The 18,813-nt window shown below is 65.5% G+C and carries 12 protein-coding genes and 1 other RNA gene; 8 read left to right on the top strand and 5 right to left on the bottom strand.

Annotation, left to right across the window (positions count from 1 at the left end; genetic code table 11):
• The first annotated feature begins 138 nt into the window (after nt 1-138).
• Complete coding sequence (gene uraH, locus PRtIB026_RS21285; protein ID WP_028692847.1) at nt 139-492, top strand: hydroxyisourate hydrolase; 354 nt, start codon at nt 139-141, stop codon at nt 490-492.
• A gap of 278 nt (nt 493-770) precedes the next feature.
• On the opposite strand, the gene PRtIB026_RS21280 is transcribed toward uraH, so the two are convergent.
• On the bottom strand, nt 771-2,120 hold the full coding sequence (locus tag PRtIB026_RS21280) for an NCS2 family permease (protein WP_203651739.1): 1,350 nt from the start codon (nt 2,118-2,120) through the stop codon (nt 771-773).
• A gap of 359 nt (nt 2,121-2,479) precedes the next feature.
• Here PRtIB026_RS21280 and PRtIB026_RS21275 point away from each other — a divergent pair, with 359 nt between their 5' ends.
• On the top strand, nt 2,480-3,235 hold the full coding sequence (locus tag PRtIB026_RS21275) for a GntR family transcriptional regulator (protein ID WP_203651740.1): 756 nt from the start codon (nt 2,480-2,482) through the stop codon (nt 3,233-3,235).
• Nucleotides 3,236-3,462: 227 nt separating this feature from the next.
• Nucleotides 3,463-4,161 carry an aquaporin Z gene (aqpZ, locus tag PRtIB026_RS21270; RefSeq protein ID WP_203651742.1) on the top strand — a complete coding sequence of 233 codons (699 nt, stop codon included), beginning with the start codon at nt 3,463-3,465 and terminating at the stop codon, nt 4,159-4,161.
• Between the two features lie 47 nt (nt 4,162-4,208).
• Here the strand turns inward: aqpZ and guaD are convergent, their stop codons facing one another.
• The 4 genes from guaD to xdhA all read right to left on the bottom strand — a co-directional run bounded on the left by guaD (nt 4,209) and on the right by xdhA (nt 10,368).
• A complete protein-coding gene (gene guaD, locus PRtIB026_RS21265; RefSeq protein WP_203651744.1) occupies nt 4,209-5,513 on the bottom strand; it encodes a guanine deaminase in 1,305 nt (434 codons plus the stop codon).
• Between the two features lie 10 nt (nt 5,514-5,523).
• The gene (gene xdhC / locus PRtIB026_RS21260) at nt 5,524-6,369 is read right to left on the bottom strand and encodes a xanthine dehydrogenase accessory protein XdhC (RefSeq protein WP_203651747.1); all 846 of its coding nucleotides are present in this window, start codon (nt 6,367-6,369) and stop codon (nt 5,524-5,526) included.
• Between the two features lie 152 nt (nt 6,370-6,521).
• Complete coding sequence (gene xdhB, locus PRtIB026_RS21255) at nt 6,522-8,921, bottom strand: xanthine dehydrogenase molybdopterin binding subunit (RefSeq protein ID WP_254463803.1); 2,400 nt, start codon at nt 8,919-8,921, stop codon at nt 6,522-6,524.
• Nucleotides 8,914-10,368 carry a xanthine dehydrogenase small subunit gene (gene xdhA / locus PRtIB026_RS21250; protein WP_203651749.1) on the bottom strand — a complete coding sequence of 485 codons (1,455 nt, stop codon included), beginning with the start codon at nt 10,366-10,368 and terminating at the stop codon, nt 8,914-8,916. Before xdhA ends, xdhB begins: the two co-directional genes overlap by 8 nt.
• A gap of 272 nt (nt 10,369-10,640) precedes the next feature.
• Between xdhA and PRtIB026_RS21245 the strand changes: the two genes are divergently transcribed.
• The 5 genes from PRtIB026_RS21245 (at nt 10,641) to ffs (ending at nt 18,719) form a co-directional block, all read left to right on the top strand.
• A complete protein-coding gene (locus PRtIB026_RS21245; protein ID WP_203651751.1) occupies nt 10,641-11,300 on the top strand; it encodes a GntR family transcriptional regulator in 660 nt (219 codons plus the stop codon).
• A 3-nt stretch (nt 11,301-11,303) separates the two neighbouring features.
• A complete protein-coding gene (smc, locus tag PRtIB026_RS21240; RefSeq protein WP_203651752.1) occupies nt 11,304-14,792 on the top strand; it encodes a chromosome segregation protein SMC in 3,489 nt (1,162 codons plus the stop codon).
• 205 nt (nt 14,793-14,997) lie between these two features.
• Entirely contained in the window at nt 14,998-15,888 is an 891-nt protein-coding gene (zipA, locus tag PRtIB026_RS21235; protein WP_203651753.1) for a cell division protein ZipA, read from the top strand.
• Between the two features lie 100 nt (nt 15,889-15,988).
• Nucleotides 15,989-18,331 (top strand): NAD-dependent DNA ligase LigA, encoded by a 2,343-nt coding sequence (gene ligA / locus PRtIB026_RS21230; protein WP_203651754.1) that lies wholly within the window; start codon nt 15,989-15,991, stop codon nt 18,329-18,331.
• 291 nt (nt 18,332-18,622) lie between these two features.
• Nucleotides 18,623-18,719: signal recognition particle sRNA small type (gene ffs, locus PRtIB026_RS21225), an RNA gene on the top strand.
• Nucleotides 18,720-18,813 lie beyond the last annotated feature (94 nt).

Here is an 18,813-nt window from a genome sequence, read left to right as displayed (position 1 = left end):
GCGCGGGAGGGGATAAAAAATTGTGTACAATTTATCGGTAAACTGTCTTAATGGCTTCATTCCCGCACGCCGCAGGCCTCGTGCCCGGTGATTGCCGTGTATTTTTTGCCCACGCATACGACAAGAGGCGACAAGCAAATGGGACGTTTGACCACACATGTACTGGACGCCGCGCATGGCTGCCCGGGCAGCTCGATCAAGGTCGAGCTGTACCGCGTCGAAGGCCAGCAGCTGGAGCTGGTGAACACCGCACTGACCAACAGCGACGGCCGCGTCGATGCGCCGCTGCTGCAGGGCGACGACTACCGCACCGGCGTCTATCAACTGCAGTTCAGCGCCGGTGACTACTACCGCGCCAAAGGCGTGAAGCTGCCGGACACCGCGTTTCTTGACGTGGTCGTGCTGCGCTTCGGTATCGACGAGCAGCAGGAGCACTACCACGTGCCGCTGCTGATCTCGCCGTACAGCTATTCGACCTATCGTGGAAGCTAGTTGGTCGCTAGAAGAATCTTCGTAGGTCCTTGGCCCGCTCTCACACTGGCGGGCTTTTTTTCGTCTGTTGTTTTTACACTTCGGGCGCGACCTGCCCTGTAGGAGCGGCCTTGCGCCGCGAATGGGCTGCGTAGCAGCCCCTGGATCTCAGCGTCTACGCATGGATTGCCGGGGCCGCTGCGCGGCCCATTCGCGGCGCAAGGCCGCTCCTACAGGGGGATCGTCATGAGCAGGCAAAAAGAAAGGGCGCCGAGGCGCCCTTGGTTGTTGCAGCCGGGTCAGAGGAATACAAACTTGGCAATGAAGATCAGGCACAGCACCCACAGGCTCGCCGAGATCTCCTTGTACTTGCCAGTCCCGGCCTTGAGTGCCACATAGCTGATGAAGCCCAGGGCAATGCCGTCCGCCACCGAGAAGGTCAGCGGCATCATGATCACCGTGACGATCGCCGGAATGCTGTCGGTGGCTTCGTCCCACTCGATATGCGCCATGCTGCCCATCATCAGCATCGCCACATAGATGAGTGCACCGGCGGTGGCATAGGCCGGGATCATCCCGGCCAGCGGGGCGAAGAACATCGCGGCAATGAACAGCACGCCCACCACCACGGCCGTCAGGCCGGTACGCCCACCCGCCGCCACACCCGCGGCACTTTCCACATAGCTGGTCACTGGCGGCACGCCGACCACCGCGCCGAACACGCTGGAGGTACTGTCGGCCTTCAGCGCCCGCGACAGGTTCTCGATGCGTCCGTCAGGCGCCACCAGGTTGGCGCGCTGGGCCACGCCCATCAGCGTGCCGGCGGTGTCGAACATGTGCACGAACAGGAACGCCAGCACCACGCTGATCATGCTGACGTTGAACACCCCGGCCACGTCCATGGCCATCCAGGTCGGCGCCAGGCTCGGTGGCATCGACATCACCCCGCCGAACTTGACCAGGCCCAGGCCCCAGCCGGCCAGGGTGACGCCGATGATGCTGATCAGGATCGCGCCGAACACCCGCTTGTAGCTGAGGATAGCGATCGACAGGAAGCACACGGCCGCCAGCAGTGGGCCGGGCTCATGCAGCGAGCCCAGCTTGACCAGGGTGGCCGGGCTGTCGACGATGATGCCGGCGGTCTTCAGGCCGATCAGCCCGAGAAACAATCCGACGCCGGCCCCCATGGCATGGCGCAGGCTTACCGGGATGCTGTTGAGCAGCCACTCGCGCACCCGCGAAACGGTCAGGAACATGAACAGCACGCCCGAGACGAATACCGCCCCCAGCGCCGTTTCCCAGTTGTAGCCCATGGTGCCGACCACGGTGTAGGTGAAGAAGGCATTGAGGCCCATGCCCGGCGCCAGGCCCACCGGCCAGTTGGCGTACAGGCCCATCAGCAGGCAGCCGAGGGCGGCGGCGATGCAGGTGGCGACGAATGCCGCACCGTGGTCGATGCCGGCGTCGGCCATGATGTTGGGGTTGACGAAGATGATGTAGGCCATGGTGATAAAGGTGGTCACCCCGGCGATCAGTTCGGTCCTGACGGTAGTGCCATGTCGCTTGAGTTTGAAAATCCGCTCCAGCCAGCCCGTTTCGAGCGGTGGGGCGAGATCCAGCGTAGGTGCTTCGGATTTGCGGCTTTCCACAGCGAGTACTCCTCAAGTCTTTCTTGTTGTTCGAAGCCTGGTCCTGAGCTGATGCACTTGGGGGCTTCGCGAGGGAGGGTGTGGCAGACGTCCGACCATTTTGTTGACTTCTGGGTCAGGAAGTTGCTCGCAGGATTATGCTTTTGTGTACAAATAAAGCAAATAATGTTTTATCTTTTGTGCGTACAAACGGTCGTACAACGGCTATATAGGTAAAAGGCCACCTGCAGAATCGGGTCAGCCTGTGTACAATGGCGCCATACCTTGGCCCTTCATCTTCATTTCCGGACTTGCCATCCCCCCGTCGACAGGCAGTACAGTCACGGTCCGACTGGCAGATCCCCTGTGCTCGAGCGCCCATGAACGAACAGCTGCAACCTCTGAAAAAACCTGTGCGCACTGGCAAGGCCGGCCGCAGCGGTACCCAGGACGACATCGTCTACGCGCACATCTTCGAGGCGATCCTCGAGCAGCGCCTGGCTCCGGGGACCAAGTTGAGCGAGGAAGCACTGGGCGAGATCTTCGGCGTCAGCCGCACCATCATCCGCCGCGCGCTGTCGCGCCTGGCCCACGAAAGCGTGGTGCTGCTGCGGCCCAACCGCGGCGCGGTGGTGGCCAGCCCGACGGTGGAAGAGGCGCGCCAGGTGTTCTTCTCCCGGCGCATGGTCGAGCGCGCCATCACCGAACTGGCCGTGCAGCACGCTACCGTCGAGCAGCTCAACGAACTGCGCCAGATGGTCCGCGAGGAGCGCGACAGCTTCTCCCGTGGTGACCGTGGCGCCGGCATCCGCCTGTCCGGCGAGTTCCACCTCAAGCTGGCCGAGGCGGCGGGCAACGCGCCGCTGGTGAGCTTCCAGCGCAGCCTGGTGTCGCAGACCTCGCTGATCATTGCCCAGTACGAGAGCGGCAACCGCTCGCACTGCTCGTACGACGAGCACATGCAACTGATCGACGCCATCGAGGCGCGTGACGCCGAACAGGCGGTGAGCCTGATGATGCACCACATGGACCATATCGACAGCAAGCTCAACCTCGATGAGGAGAGCGCCTCGGACGATCTGCACGCGGTGTTCTCGCACCTGCTGAAAAAGCCCAAGGCCACCGCCAAGGGTTGAACGTTTGCCTGCCTGACTCAGGGCCCTTTCGCGGGCAAACCCGCTCCCACAGGAAATGCGTTGCCATCAAGCAGGGCATTGTCCCTGTGGGAGCGGGTCTACCCGCGAAAAGGGCCTTTGTCGTTTCTGGCCACTTGTCAAAGCTCTGCTAGATTTCTCCTCAGCAAACCTTCATCAAGCAGTTGGGCTTGCGCAGTCGTTGCGTCCAATTACTTGAGGAATGCTCCATGAGTTCGTCCCTGGGTGTACGCATGGGTGCCGAGTTGGTCGGCACGTTCTGGTTGGTCCTTGGCGGGTGTGGCAGCGCGGTGCTGGCGGCCAGCTCCCCGGTCGGCATCGGGGTCCTCGGTGTCGCCTTCGCCTTTGGCCTGACGGTCCTGACCATGGCCTTCGCCATCGGTCATATCTCCGGTTGTCACCTCAACCCCGCCGTGTCGTTCGGCTTGGTGGTGGGCGGGCGCTTCCCGGCCAAGGAATTGCTGCCCTATGTGATCGCCCAGGTGATCGGCGCGATCCTCGCCGCGGCGGTGATCTACTTCATCGCCAGCGGCAAGGCCGGTTTCGAGCTGGCCAACGGCTTGGCCTCGAACGGCTACGGCGAGCACTCGCCCGGTGGCTACAGCTTGGCGGCAGGCTTCACCAGCGAAGTGGTGATGACCGCGATGTTCCTGGTGATCATCATGGGCGCCACGGATGCCCGGGCGCCGGCGGGGTTCGCGCCGATCGCCATCGGCCTGGCGCTGACCCTGATCCACCTGATCTCGATCCCGGTGACCAACACCTCGGTGAACCCGGCGCGCAGCACGGGGCCGGCGTTGTTCGTCGGTGGCTGGGCCGTGCAGCAGCTGTGGCTGTTCTGGCTGGCACCGCTGATCGGCGCGGCGATCGGCGGGGCTTTGTACCGCGGGTTGGCGAAGCAGCCCTAGCTGCCTATCGCGGGGCAAGCCCGCTCCCACGGAGCCCCGCGATCTTGTCAGCGCTGGTGCACGCAGCGCCCGGCGGCGTAGGTTTCGCGCACGGTGCGGTCGTCGCCCAGGGTGGTGAGCACGAACAGGGTCTCCTCGATGTTCTTCGACTGCTGCAGGCGGTAATCCAGCAGCGGGGTGGCCTTGTAGTCGAGCACCACGAAGTCGGCGTCATTGCCCGGGCGCAGGCTGCCGATGCGGTCGTCCAGGCGCAGGGCGCGGGCGCCGCCGAGGGTGGCCAGGTACAGCGACTTGTAAGGGTGCAGGCGTGCGCCTTGCAGCTGCATCACCTTGTACGCCTCGTTCAGGGTGTTGAGCAGCGAGAAGCTGGTGCCCGCGCCGACGTCGGTGCCCAGGCCCACATTGACCTTGAAGCGCTCGGCCTGAGGCAGGTTGAACAGGCCGCTGCCGAGGAACAGGTTGGAGGTCGGGCAGAAGGCGATGGCCGAGCCGGTCTCGGCCAGGCGCTGGCACTCGTCGTCGCACAGGTGCACGCCGTGGGCGAACACCGAGCGCTCGCCGAGCAGCTCGAAGTGGTCGTAGACGTCCAGGTAGCCTTTCTGCTCGGGGAACAGCGACTTGACCCAGTCGATTTCCTTGAGGTTCTCCGACAGGTGGGTATGCATGTACACGCCCGGGTGCTCCTTGAGCAACTGGCCGGCCACGCTCAATTGCTCCGGCGTGCTGGTCGGCGCGAAGCGCGGGGTGACCGCGTAGTGCAGGCGGCCCTTGCCGTGCCAGCGCTCGATCAGCGCCTTGCTGTCGCGGTAGCTGGATTCGGCGGTGTCGGTCAGGTAGTCGGGGGCGTTGCGGTCCATCATCACCTTGCCGGCGATCATGCGCAGGTCGAGGCGCTCGGCCTCCTCGAACAGGGCGTTGACCGACTCCGGATGCACGCTGCCGAACACCAGGGCAGTGGTGGTGCCGTTGCGCAGCAGTTCCTTGAGGAAGATTTTCGCCACCTGGTCGGCGTGGCCCTTGTCGGCAAACTGCTTCTCACAGGGGAAGGTGTAGGTGTTCAGCCAGTCCAGCAGTTGCTCGCCGTAGGAGCCGATCATGCCGGTCTGCGGGAAGTGGATGTGGGTGTCGATGAAGCCCGGGGTGATCAGGGCGTCCTGGTAGTGTTGCACCGGGATGTCGGCGTCGAGGGTCGGCAGCAGCTCGCTGGCATGGCCCAGTGCACTGATGCGGCCGTTGTCGACCACCAGCAGGCCGTCTTCATAGTATTCGCAGGACGCCTCAAGGCCGACCTCGGCGGGGTCGGCGATGCTGTGCAGGATGGCGGCTCGGTAGGCTTTGCGGGTTGCGCTCATGGGGCTCTCGTCAAAGGGTCTGGCTGCGTCGCGAGGACGGCAGCAACTGGGCGATGGGGCCTGAATTGGCGGCAGCGTCGTGCTGGCCGAAGCAGGCGTTGTAGGTGGCAATGATCTCGGCGGCGATGGACACGGCGATCTCGATCGGCAGCTTGCCCTTGACCTCGGCCAGGCCCATCGGGCAGCGCATCCGCGCCATCAGCGTGTCGTCGAAACCGCGCTCGCGCAGACGGTGCTCGAACTTGACCCGCTTGGTCTTCGAACCGATCAGGCCGAACCAGGTGAAATCGTTGCGCTTGAGGATCGCGGCGGTCAGTTCCAGATCCAGCTGGTGGTTGTGGGTCATGACGATGCAGTAGCTGCCGGCGGGCAGGTCGGCGACTTCGTCGACCGGCTCTTCGCTGACGATCTTGCTCACCCCGTTGGGGATGGCGTCGGGGAACTCCTGCTCGCGCGAGTCGATCCAGCGCACCCGACAGGGCAGCGCGGCGAGCAAGGGTACCAGAGCGCGCCCGACATGGCCCGCGCCGAACACGGCGATCTCGGCCTGCACGCCGGTCATCGGCTCGAACAGCAGCACGGTGGCGCCGCCGCAGCACTGGCCCAGGCTGGCGCCGAGGCTGAAGCGCTCCAGGTGCGGGGTGTTGCGGTGTTCCTCGAGCATCTGCCGGGCGATGTGCAGGGCCTTGAACTCCAGGTGGCCGCCGCCGATGGTGTCGTACAGCGCGCTGGCGCTGACCACCATTTTCGAGCCGGCGTTGCGTGGCGTGGAGCCGCGTTCCTCGATGATGGTCACCAGGACGCAGGGTTCGCCGCGGGCTTGATGGTCGGCGAGGGCGTTGATCCATTGGTGCATGTCTTCAATCCTCCTCGATCCCTTGTGTAGGAGCGGCCTTGTGCCGCGAAAGGGCTGCGCAGCAGCCCACAAATCTTCATTGCGGCACAGATCCAGGGGCCGCTGCGCGACCCTTTCGCGGCGCAAGGCCGCTCCTACAGAGGGGCGCGCTGTCAGTGCGTCACCGGTTCCAGTTCCTGTTCCACAGGCTGCTGCGCAGCCACCGCCTTGCGCATCTGCTCGCACCCCCACAACACCCGCTCCGGCGTCGACGGCGCGTCGATCTCGGGCTGCACACGGTAGTCGGCGATGCTCGCCACCGCGTCCTTGATCGCGCACCAGGCGGCGATACCGAGCATGAACGGCGGCTCGCCCACGGCCTTGGAATGGAACACCGTGTCCTCGGGGTTCTTGCGGTTTTCGACCAGCTTCACACGCATGTCGATCGGCATGTCGGCCACCGCCGGGATCTTGTAGCTGGCCGGGCCGTTGGTCATCAGCTTGCCCTTGGCATTCCACACCAGCTCCTCGGTGGTCAGCCAGCCCATGCCCTGGACGAAGCCGCCCTCGACCTGGCCAATGTCGATGGCCGGGTTCAGCGAGTCGCCGACGTCGTGCAGGATGTCGGCGCGCAGCATCTTGTACTCGCCGGTCAGGGTGTCGACGATCACCTCCACGCACGCCGCGCCGAAGGCGAAGTAGTAGAACGGCCGGCCACGGGCCTGGGAGCGGTCGTAGAAGATCTTCGGCGTGCGGTAGAAACCGGTGGTCGACAGCGACACCTGGGCGAAGTAGGCCTGCTGCACCAGTTGCTCGAAGCTGACGATCTGGTCGCGCACGCGCACATGGCCGTTGCGGAACTCGACGTCCTCCTCGGTGACGTTGTAGTGCCGGGCGGCGAACTCGGTCAGGCGCTTCTTGAGGATCTCGGCGGCGTTCTGCGCTGCCTTGCCATTCAGGTCGGCGCCGCTGGAGGCCGCGGTCGGCGAAGTGTTGGGCACCTTGTCGGTGTTGGTGGCGGTGATCTGGATGCGGTCGAAGTCGACCTGAAACACCTGGGCCACCACCTGCGCAACCTTGGTGTTCAGGCCCTGGCCCATCTCGGTGCCGCCGTGGTTGAGGTGGATGCTGCCGTCGGTGTAGATGTGGATCAAGGCACCGGCCTGGTTGAGGAAGGTGGCGGTGAACGAGATACCGAACTTCACCGGGGTCAGCGCCAGGCCCTTTTTCAGTACCGGACTGTTGGCGTTGAAGCGGCGGATCGATTCGCGGCGCTCATGGTAATCGCTGCTCGCCTCGATCTCGGCGGTCATCTCCTCGAGCATGTTGTGCTCGACGGTCTGGTAGTAGTGGGTGACGTTGCGCTCGGTCTTGCCGTAGTAGTTGGCCTTGCGCACCGCCAGCGGGTCCAGCGCCAGGTGGCGGGCGATATGGTCCATCACCTGCTCGATGGCGACCATGCCTTGCGGGCCACCGAAGCCGCGGTAGGCGGTGTTGGAGGCGGTGTTGGTCTTGCAGCGGTGGCCGTGCACCGTGGCGTCGCCCAGGTAGTAGGCGTTGTCGGAGTGGAACATGGCGCGGTCGACGATCGAGCCGGAAAGGTCGGGCGAGTAGCCGCAGTTGCCGGCCAGGTCGAAGTTGATGCCGTGCAGGCGGCCGCTGTCGTCGAAGCCGACGTCGTACTCGACGTAGAACGGATGGCGCTTGCCGGTCATCATCATGTCTTCGACGCGGGGCAGGCGCATCTTGGTCGGCTGGCCGGTCAGGCGCGCGATCACCGCGCACAGGCAGGCCGGGCTTGCGGCCTGGGTTTCCTTGCCGCCGAAGCCACCACCCATGCGGCGCATGTCGACGACGATCTTGTGCATCGGCACGTCGAGCACCTCGGCGACCAGCTTCTGCACCTCGGTGGGGTTCTGCGTGGAGCAGTAGACGATCATGCCGCCGTCTTCGCTGGGCATCACCGAGCTGATCTGGGTCTCCAGGTAGAAATGCTCCTGGCCGCCGATGTGCAGGCTGCCCTGGATGCGGTGCGGGGCGCTGGCCAGGGCCGTGTCCGAATCACCGCGCTTGTGGGTGTGGCTGTCGAGCACGAAGTGCTTCTTGCGCAGCGCCTCGACCACGTCGAGCACCGGTTCCAGGTCTTCGTACTCGACGATCGCCGCCATCGCCGCGCGGCGCGCGGTGTCCAGGTCGCGGGCGGCCACGGCGAGCACCGGCTGGCCGAAGAACTCGACCTTGTCGATGGCCAGCAGCGGGTCGCCGGCCACCACCGGACCGATATCCTTGAGCCCCGGGATGTCCTCGTGGGTGATGGCGATGCGCACGCCTTCGAACTGATAGCAGGGCGTGGTGTCGATGCGCAGGATGCGCGCATGGGCGCGGTCCGCGGTGCGCGCATAGACGTGCAGCTGGTTGGGGAATTCCAGGCGGTCGTCGATGTACACCGCCTCGCCCGCCACGTGCTTGTCGGCGCTGTCGTGCTTGAGGCTGCGGCCGACCCCGGTGGTCAGGTCCTGGCTGAACAATGCGGCCATCTCGGCCTGGCTCTTGACGGCGTGATGATTAGACATAGGCGGTCACCCGGGTTTCGATGTGCGGCGTTTGCAGTTCGATGAAGTACTTGCGCAGCAGGTTCTGCGCGGTCAGCAGGCGGTACTCGCGGCTGGCGCGGAAGTCGCTGAGCGGGGTGAAGTCCTCGGCCAGGGCCTGGCAGGCACGCTCGATGTTGGCCTGGTTCCACGGCTTGCCGCGCAACGCGGCTTCGCAGGCGCGGGCGCGTTTCGGAATCGCCGCCATGCCGCCGAAGGCGATGCGCACGCCGCTGACCACGCCGTTCTCGATGCTCAGGTTGAACGCCGCGCACACGGCGGAGATGTCGTCGTCCAGGCGCTTGGACACCTTGTAGGCGCGGAACGCCCAGTCGTTGCTGGCGCGCGGCACGATGATCTTCTCGATGAACTCGCTGTCCTGGCGCGCGGTGATGCGGTAGTCGATGAAGTAGTCTTCCAGGGCCAGGGTGCGCTGGCGCTCGCCCTGACGCAGGACGATCTGCGCGTCGAGGGCGATCAGCAGGGGCGGCGAGTCGCCGATCGGCGAGGCGTTGCCGATGTTGCCGCCCAGGGTGCCCTGGTTGCGGATCTGCAGCGAGGCGAAGCGGTGCAGCAGGTCGCCGAAGTCGGGGTATTCCTCGTTGAGCGCGGTGTAGCAGTCGGTCAGCGGGGTGGCGGCGCCGATCTCCAGGTGGGTGGCGGTCTTGTCGATGCGCTTGAGCTCGGCGACATGGCCGACGTAGATCATCACCGGCAGGGTGCGGTGGAACTGGGTGACCTCCAGCGCCAGGTCGGTGCCGCCGGCCAGCAGGCGCGCCTCGGGGTGCGAGCTGTACAGGTCGGCCAGGTCGGCCACGGTCAGCGGCACCAGGCAGCGCTTGTCGCCGCTGTTGAGTTCGCCGGTCTGTTGCGGGGCGATGGCCTTGAGGCGGGCGATGGTCTGCGCCTGCTGGGCGTCGAACTGGTCGCGGCAGGGGCGGGCGCAGCTCTGCTCGGCGGCTTCGAGGATCGGCCGGTAGCCGGTGCAGCGGCACAGGTTGCCGGCCAGGGCCTCCTGGGCCTGGTGCAGGTCGTGGCCCTCGCTGTTCTTCTGCAGGGCGAACAGCGACATGACGAAACCGGGGGTGCAGAAGCCGCACTGCGAACCATGGCAGTCGGCCATGGCTTTCTGCACGCTGTGCAGTTCGCCCTGGTGCTTGAGGCCCTCGACGCTGATCAGCTGCTTACCGTGCAGGGAGGACACGAACGTCAGGCACGAGTTGAGGCTGCGGTAGCGGATGGCGTCGCCGCCCTGGTCGTTCTGGACGAGTTCGCCGACGACCACGGTGCAGGCGCCGCAGTCGCCGCTGGCGCAACCTTCCTTGGTGCCGGGTTTGCCCAGGTGCTCGCGCAGGTATTGCAGCACCGTCATGTTCGGGTCCAGGGCGTGCTCGTTGCGCAGCTCCTGGTTGACGAGAAACTGGATCACGGGGGAGGGCCTCGCAATGGTTTTATTGTTGTTCGGGCGGACTCTAAGCAACGCTTGACCCTGAGGTCAATAATTTTCTGACTCAAAGGTCAAGATTTCGTCCAGAGGCCTTCCGAACCGCTTCATCGAGCCTTTCTCCAAGCATAGTTCGCGCCGAGTGGGAAAGTTGACCCGCCAGTCGCACAAAGCGCGTCGCGCCGCTGCGCGGGCACGGGACAAGTGCGCTACAATCGCGCCCTTGTGCACAGCTACCCAGATCGCGAAGGAAAACCATGACGTTCAAGGCGCCGGACAGCCTCTCCGAGCAAATTGCCCACTACCTGGCCGAGCGGATCATCCGCGGCGAACTCGCACCCGGCGAGCGCATCCAGGAGCAGAAGGTCACCCAGGCCCTCAACGTCAGCCGCGGCTCGGTGCGCGAGGCGCTGCTCATTCTCGAACGCCGTCACCTGGTGGCGATCCTGCCGCGCCGTGGCGCCCATGTGACCGAACTGGACGAAAACAGCGTGCGCAGCCTGTGCACCCTGATGGGCGAGTTCTACATCCTGCTGGGCAACGCTGTTGCCCAGCATTGGCGCAGCGACAGCGACCTGCGCCCATTCCTGGACATCCAGCAGCGCCTCAAGCAGGCCCATGTCGCCAAGGACATCAAGGCCTTCGTTGGCGACAGCTTCGCGGTGATGCGCGCCGCCTACCCGTTCGCCAACAACCCGTACCTGCAGGAAACCGTCGAGAACCTGCAGCCGGCCATGAGCCGCGCCTACTACCTGGCCCTGGACCAGCGCCAGGCCAACATGGTCGACTACCTCGAGCTGTTCGCCCGCCTGCTCGAAGCCGTGGTCGCCCGCGACCTGCCGCGCATCCGCGAGGTGCTCACCGCCTATTGCCAGCGCAGTTGCGAACTGGTGCTGGCGGCGCTGGCGCGGGTCTGACCGATGCGCCTGAAGTGCATCCGCCTGGCCGGATTCAAGTCCTTCGTCGACCCGACCACGGTCAATTTTCCCAGCAACATGGCGGCCGTGGTCGGTCCCAATGGCTGCGGCAAGTCCAACATCATCGACGCGGTGCGCTGGGTGATGGGCGAAAGCTCGGCCAAAAACCTGCGCGGCGAGTCGATGACCGATGTCATCTTCAACGGCTCCACCAGCCGCAAACCGGTCAGCCAGGCCAGCATCGAACTGGTGTTCGACAACAGCGACAACACCCTGGTCGGCGAGTACGCCGCCTACGCCGAGATCTCGATCCGCCGCAAGGTCACCCGCGACGGGCAGAACACCTATTACCTCAACGGCACCAAGTGCCGGCGCCGTGATATCACCGATATCTTCCTCGGCACGGGCCTGGGGCCGCGTAGCTACTCGATCATCGAGCAGGGCATGATCTCCAAGCTGATCGAGGCCAAGCCCGAGGAGCTGCGCAATTTCATCGAGGAGGCGGCCGGCATCTCCAAGTACAAGGAGCGCCGCCGCGAGACCGAGAACCGTATCCGCCGCACCCAGGAGAACCTGGCGCGCCTGACCGACCTGCGCGAAGAGCTGGAGCGCCAGCTCGAGCGCCTGCACCGACAGGCCCAGGCCGCCGAGAAGTACCGCGAGTACAAGGCCGAGGAACGCCAGCTCAAGGCGCGCCTGGCGGCCCTGCGCTGGCGCGACCTGGACCAGCGGGTGCGCCAGCGCGAGGCGGTCATCGGCGACCAGGAGATCGCCTTCGAGGCGCTGGTGGCCGAGCAGCGCAATGCCGATGCCAGCATCGAGCGCCTGCGCGACGGCCATCATGAGCTGTCCGAACGCTTCAACCAGGTGCAGGGCCGCTTCTATTCAGTGGCCGGCGATATTGCCCGGGTCGAGCAGAGCATCCAGCATGGCCAGCAACGCCTGCGTCAGTTGCACGACGACCTCAAGGAAGCCGAGCGCAGCCGCCTGGAAACCGAATCGCACCTGGGGCACGACCGCACCTTGCTGGCGACCCTCGGTGAAGAGTTGACCATGCTCGAACCCGAGCAGGAACTGACCCTGGCTGCGGCCGAGGAGGCCGCCGCGACCCTGGAGGAGGCCGAGCAGGGCATGCACGGCTGGCAGGAGCAGTGGGACAGCTTCAACACCCGCTCCGCCGAGCCGCGCCGCCAGGCCGAAGTGCAGCAGGCGCGCCTGGCGCAGCTGGAGGCCAGCCTGGAGCGTCTGGCCGAGCGCCAGCGCAAGCTGGGCGAAGAGCGTGACCAGCTCGGCGAGGATACGCAGGATACCGAGACCAGCGACCTGGGCGAGCAGGTGGCCGGCAGTGAGTTGCTGCTCGAGGAACTCCAGCTGCAGGAGCGGCAGGTGGTCGAGCAGCTGGATGCGTTGCGCGAGCAGATGCAGCAGGCCAGCCAGGCGCAGCAGCAACAGCAGGGTGACCTGCAGCGCCTGGGCGGGCGCCTGGCGTCCCTCGAAGCCTTGCAGCAGGCCGCGCTGGAACCGGGTGTCGGGGCCGCCGACTGGCTGCGCGCCCAGGGCCTGGAACAGCGCCCACGGCTGGCCGAGGGGCTGCGGGTCGAGCCCGGCTGGGAGCTGGCGGTGGAAACGGTGCTGGGCGCCGATCTGCAGGCAGTGCTGCTGGATGATTTCGCCGGCCTGGAGTTCGCCGCGCTGGAGCAGGGCGAACTGCGCCTGCTGATGGCGGGGGGAGAGGGCGCGACCGTCGCCGGCAGCCTGCTCGACAAGGTCGAAGGGCGCGTCGACCTGTCGCCCTGGCTGGGCCAGGTCATGCCGGTGGACACCCTGGAGCAGGCCCTGGCCCGGCGGGCGTCGCTGAACGATGGGCAGAGCCTGGTCAGCCGTGACGGCTATTGGGTCGGGCGACACTTCCTGCGGGTCAGCCGAGGAAGCGAGGCCCAGGGTGGCGTGCTGGCCCGTGGCCAGGAGATCGAGCGCCTGGGGCAGGAACAGTTGGAACAGGAGGCCTTGCTCGAACAGCTCGACGAACAGTTGCAACGCCTGCGCGAGCAGCAGCTCGACCTGGAGGAGCAACGCGAGCAGCTGCGTCGTCGCAGTCAGGACGAAGGCCGTCAGCACGGCGAGCTCAAGGCGCGCCTGTCCGCCGGCCGTGCCCGTGCCGAGCAGCTGGAGCTGCGCCGCCGGCGCCTGCAGGAAGAACTGACCGAGCTGCAGGAGCAGCGCGCCCTGGAGCACGAGCAACTGGGCGAGGCGCGCCTGTTGCTGCAGGAAGCCCTGGAACTGATGGCCCAGGACACCGAGCAGCGCGAGCTGTTGATGGCGCGCCGCGACACCCTGCGCGAAGGTCTCGACCGCATCCGCCAGGAGGCCCGCCAGCACAAGGACCACGGTCACCAGCTGGCCGTGCGCCTGGGCTCGCTGCGCGCCCAGCATGACTCGACCCGTCAGGCCCTCGAACGCTTGGAACAGCAGGCCGCACGCCTGGGCGAGCGCCAGGAGCAGTTGAACCTGAACCTGGAGGAGGGCGAGGCGCCGCTGGAAGAATTGCGCCTCAAGCTCGAAGAGCTGCTGGAGCGACGCATGAGCGTCGACGAGGAAATGCGCCAGGCGCGCCTGCACATGGACGAGGCCGACCGTGAGCTGCGCGATGCCGAACGGCGCCGCACCCAGGCCGAGCAGCAGTCGCAACTGTTGCGCGGCCAGCTGGAGCAGCAGCGCCTGGAGTCCCAGGGCCTGGACGTGCGACGCAAGACCTTGCAGGAACAACTGCTCGCCGACGGCTACGATCTTCAGGGCGTGCTCGCCACGCTCGAGGCCGATGCCAGCGAGCAGGGTACCGAACAGGCATTGGAGCAGATCGAGGCGCGCATCCAGCGCCTGGGCGCGATCAACCTGGCGGCCATCGAGGAATACGAACAGCAGTCCGAACGCAAGCGTTACCTGGACGCCCAGGACGCCGACCTGGTTGAGGCGCTGGAGACCCTGGAAAACGTCATCCGCAAGATCGACAAGGAAACCCGCAACCGCTTCAAGGATACCTTTGATCAGATAAATGCCGGATTACAGGCACTTTTCCCAAAAGTTTTCGGTGGCGGCAGCGCTTATCTGGAACTGACGGGCGAAGATCTACTCGATACAGGGGTGACGATCATGGCGCGTCCACCGGGCAAGAAGAACAGCACCATCCATCTGTTGTCCGGCGGCGAGAAGGCACTGACGGCCCTGGCCCTGGTGTTCGCCATCTTCAAGCTGAACCCGGCGCCGTTCTGCATGCTCGACGAGGTCGACGCGCCGCTGGACGACGCCAACGTCGGGCGCTATGCCCGCCTGGTCAAGGAAATGAGCGAGACCGTGCAGTTCATCTACATCACCCACAACAAGATCGCCATGGAAATGGCCGACCAGCTGATGGGGGTGACCATGCACGAGCCGGGTTGTTCACGTCTTGTTGCAGTTGATGTGGAAGAGGCAATGGCCATGGTCGATGCGTAAGGGGTAAAGAATGGGTGTGAACATGTAGGCAAAAGCCTCAGCAGATGCGACAGACGGTGTAAAGTTGCCTTTGGTCGTGCTAGCTTAATGTCACTTGTTTTTTGCGTGGGTAAAACGCCTGTCAGAACATAGAGTTGGCGCCACGTGTTAAAGGCCTTTGAAGCCTTTGTTTTCAAGCATATTTTTTATAGAGGCACGGGATTACATGGAAATCGGTCTGCGCGAGTGGCTGATCGTCATCGGCATCATTGTCATCGCCGGTATTCTTTTCGACGGCTGGCGCCGCATGCGCGGCGGCAAGGGCAAGTTGAAGTTCCGTCTGGACCGTAGCTACGCCAACGCCCCGGACGACGACAGCGGCAGCGCCGAGGTGCTCGGCCCTGCGCGTGTGCTGGATACCCATAAAGAGCCCGAGCTGGACGAGTCCGACCTGCCGTCGGTGAGCGTCCCTGCGCGTGAACGGGAGCGCGAGCGCGAACCCAAGCCGGCCAAGGCCAAGCGCGGCAAGCGCAACCACAGCGAGCCGCAGCAGGGTGACCTGAACCTGGCCGCCGAGCCCCGCGAGCCCGACCTGTTCGAGGGTGGCGACGACGATTTCGCCGCCGACAACACCCGCGCCAACGGCTTCACCGCGCCGAGCACGCCGGCCAAGGAGCTGCCGCCGGCCGAGGAAGTGCTGGTGATCAGCGTCATTTCCCGTGACGAAGGTGGCTTCAAGGGCCCGGCGCTGCTGCAGAACATCCTCGAAAGCGGCCTGCGCTTCGGCGAAATGGACATCTTCCACCGCCACGAGAGCATGGCCGGCCACGGCGAAGTGCTGTTCTCCATGGCCAACGCGGTCAAGCCCGGCGTGTTCGACCTGGACGACATCGACCATTTCAGCACCCGTGCGGTGAGCTTCTTCCTCGGTCTGCCTGGCCCGCGTCATCCCAAGCAGGCCTTCGACGTGATGGTGGCCGCCGCCCGCAAGTTGGCCCACGAGCTCAACGGTGAGCTCAAGGACGACCAGCGCAGCGTGCTGACCGCCCAGACCATCGAGCACTACCGCCAGCGCATCGTCGAGTTCGAGCGCCGCGCCCTGACCCAGAAACGCTGATGTTTACGAGCGGGCGGATCCTGCCTCGATCCGCGCCGCGATGATTCAAGCAAAAGAGCAGCCAGGGGCTGCTCTTTTGCTTTGCAAGAGAAGACAAGCCATGAACGCCGAATCCCGAATCCATGCCCTGCGCGCCGAACTCGACCAGCACAACTACCGCTACTACGTGCTCGACGAACCCAGCGTGCCCGATGCCGAATACGACCGCCTGTTCAACGAGCTCAAGGCGCTGGAGGCCGAGCATCCGCACCTGGTGACCCCGGACTCGCCGACCCAGCGCGTCGGTGGTGCGGCGCTGGCGGCTTTCAGCCAGGTCCGCCACGAGGTGCCGATGCTCAGCCTGGGCAACGCCTTCGAGGAGGATGACCTGCGCGATTTCGGTCGCCGCGTCGTGGAGGGCCTGGACCTGCCGGGCGGTGATCAGGCCGCGGTGGACTACAGCTGCGAGCCGAAACTCGACGGCCTGGCGGTGAGCCTGCTGTACCGCGATGGCCAGCTGGTGCAGGGCGCCACCCGCGGCGACGGCACCACCGGCGAGGACATCAGCACCAACGTGCGCACCGTGCGCAACATCCCGCTCAAGCTGCAGGGCGAGGGCTGGCCGGCGGTGCTGGAAGTGCGCGGCGAGGTGTACATGAGCAAGGCCGGTTTCGACCGGCTTAACGCCGCCCAGGCCGACGCCGGCGGCAAGACTTTCGCCAACCCGCGCAACGCCGCGGCCGGCAGCCTGCGCCAGCTGGACTCGAAGATCACCGCCAGCCGCCCGCTGGAATTCTGCTGCTATGGCGTCGGCCAGGTATCCGAGCCTTTTGGCGACAGCCATATCGGCATCCTCGAAAAGCTCAAGACCTGGGGGTTGCCGATCAGCCGCGAGCTGCGCCATGCCGCCGGCATCGAGGAGTGCCTGGCCTACTACCGCGATATCGGTGCCCGTCGCAATGGCCTGCCCTACGAGATCGACGGTGTGGTGTTCAAGGTCAACAGCCTGGCCTCCCAGCGTGAGCTGGGCTTCCGCGCCCGCGAGCCACGCTGGGCGATCGCCCACAAGTTCCCGGCCATGGAAGAGCTCACCGAGGTGCTCGACGTCGAGTTCCAGGTCGGTCGCACCGGCGCGGTGACCCCGGTGGCGCGGCTCAAGCCGGTCAAGGTGGCCGGCGTGACCGTGTCCAACGCCACCCTGCACAACATGGACGAGATCGCCCGCCTGGGCCTGCGCATCGGCGACACCGTGATCATCCGCCGCGCCGGCGATGTGATCCCGCAGGTGATGCAGGTGGTGCTCGACCGCCGTCCGCAGGACGCCCGGTCGGTCGAGGTGCCCACGCAGTGCCCGGTGTGCGGCTCGCAGGTCGAGCGCACCCAGCTGGTCAAGCGCAGCAAGGGCAAGGAAACCACCAGCGAAGGCGCGGTGTACCGTTGCGTGGGGCGCCTGAGCTGCGCTGCCCAGCTCAAGCAGGCGATCATCCACTACGTATCGCGCCGGGCCATGGACATCGACGGCCTGGGCGAGAAGAGCGTCGAGCAGCTGGTCGACGAGAACCTGATCCGCTCACCGGCCGATCTCTACCGCCTGACCTTCGACCAGGTGGTGGCGCTGGAAGGCTTTGCCGAGGTGTCGAGCAACAAGCTGCTGGCCGCCATCGAGGCGAGCAAGCGCCCGAGCCTGGCGCGCTTCATCTATGCGCTGGGCATCCCCGATGTCGGCGAGGAGACCGCCAAGGTCCTGGCCCGCTCCCTGGGCAGCCTGGCGCGGGTGCAGGTGGCGTTGCCGCAGGTGCTGACCTATCTGCCGGACATCGGCCTAGAGGTTGCCCACGAGATCCACAACTTCTTCGAGGACGCGCACAATCGCGAGGTCATCGCGCAGTTGCTGGCCAGCGGCATGCAGTTGCAGGACGAGGGCGAGCTTGCCGCCGAGTTCGCCGCCAGCACCACGCTGGCCGGGATGCTTGCCAAGCTCGACATCCCCTCGGTCGGCCCGACCGGCGCCGAGAAGCTGGTGGACAAGCTGGGTACGCTGGACAAGATCATCGCCGCCGATGGCATCGATTTGCGCCAGGCCCTGAATACCAAGGCCGCCGACGGGGTGCGCGAGTTCTTCAAGGTCGAGGCCAACCAGCAGCTGGCCCACGCAATCGAGGCCCAGTTGCTGGAATTCGGCATGCACTGGTCGTGTGAGAAGAAAACCGCCGAGGGCTTGCCGCTGGCCGGACAGACCTGGGTGCTGACCGGCACCCTGGAACGCATGAGCCGCGATATCGCCAAGGAGAAGCTGGAAAGCCTGGGGGCCAAGGTGGCGGGTTCCGTGTCCGGCAAGACCCACTGCGTGGTCGCCGGTCCCGGCGCCGGCTCCAAGCTGGCCAAGGCCGCTGAGCTGGGCGTGGCGGTGATGGACGAGGAGGCGTTCGTGGGCTTCCTGGCGGAGCGCGGCATCAGCGTCTGACTCCGCCGTAAATACGGATCAGGTTCCCTGTGGGAGCGGGTTCACCCGCGAAGAATCCAGCGCGGTGGATGGCACCGGCTCCGCCGGTGTTCGCGGGTAAACCCGCTCCCACAGGGGGCGTGGAGCACCTGAGTACTCAGCTTCCTGCGAGCCAGCGCAGCCCGACCCGAGACCGCGTCAAAACCACAAGTCCTTGAGAAATGATGGTTTTTTCACGATCAAAGGTTGTAACTTCGCCCCGGCGCTGTACAATGGCGCGGCTCGTCAGCTGACGAGCCGTCGTGGTGGCCCCATCGGTCCCCCCGCATTGATTACCCGTTAACCTGGTCAGGCCCGGAAGGGAGCAGCCATAGCGGGAACATCGAGTGCCGGGGTGTGGCTGGTGGGGCCGCCTCCATTTTGGGCGCAGGGGTTTTCCGGCGTACCTGTCAGGCGTCGCCCATCAGACGCTTTTCTTTACACCCTCGCACTGTTTTCCGCCT

The sequence above is a fragment of the Pseudomonas sp. RtIB026 genome, from assembly GCF_016861355.2.
Lineage (GTDB): Bacteria > Pseudomonadota > Gammaproteobacteria > Pseudomonadales > Pseudomonadaceae > Aquipseudomonas > Aquipseudomonas peradeniyensis.
Note: the sequence above shows the minus strand (reverse complement) of the source record. Positions and strands in the feature narration are given on the sequence as shown.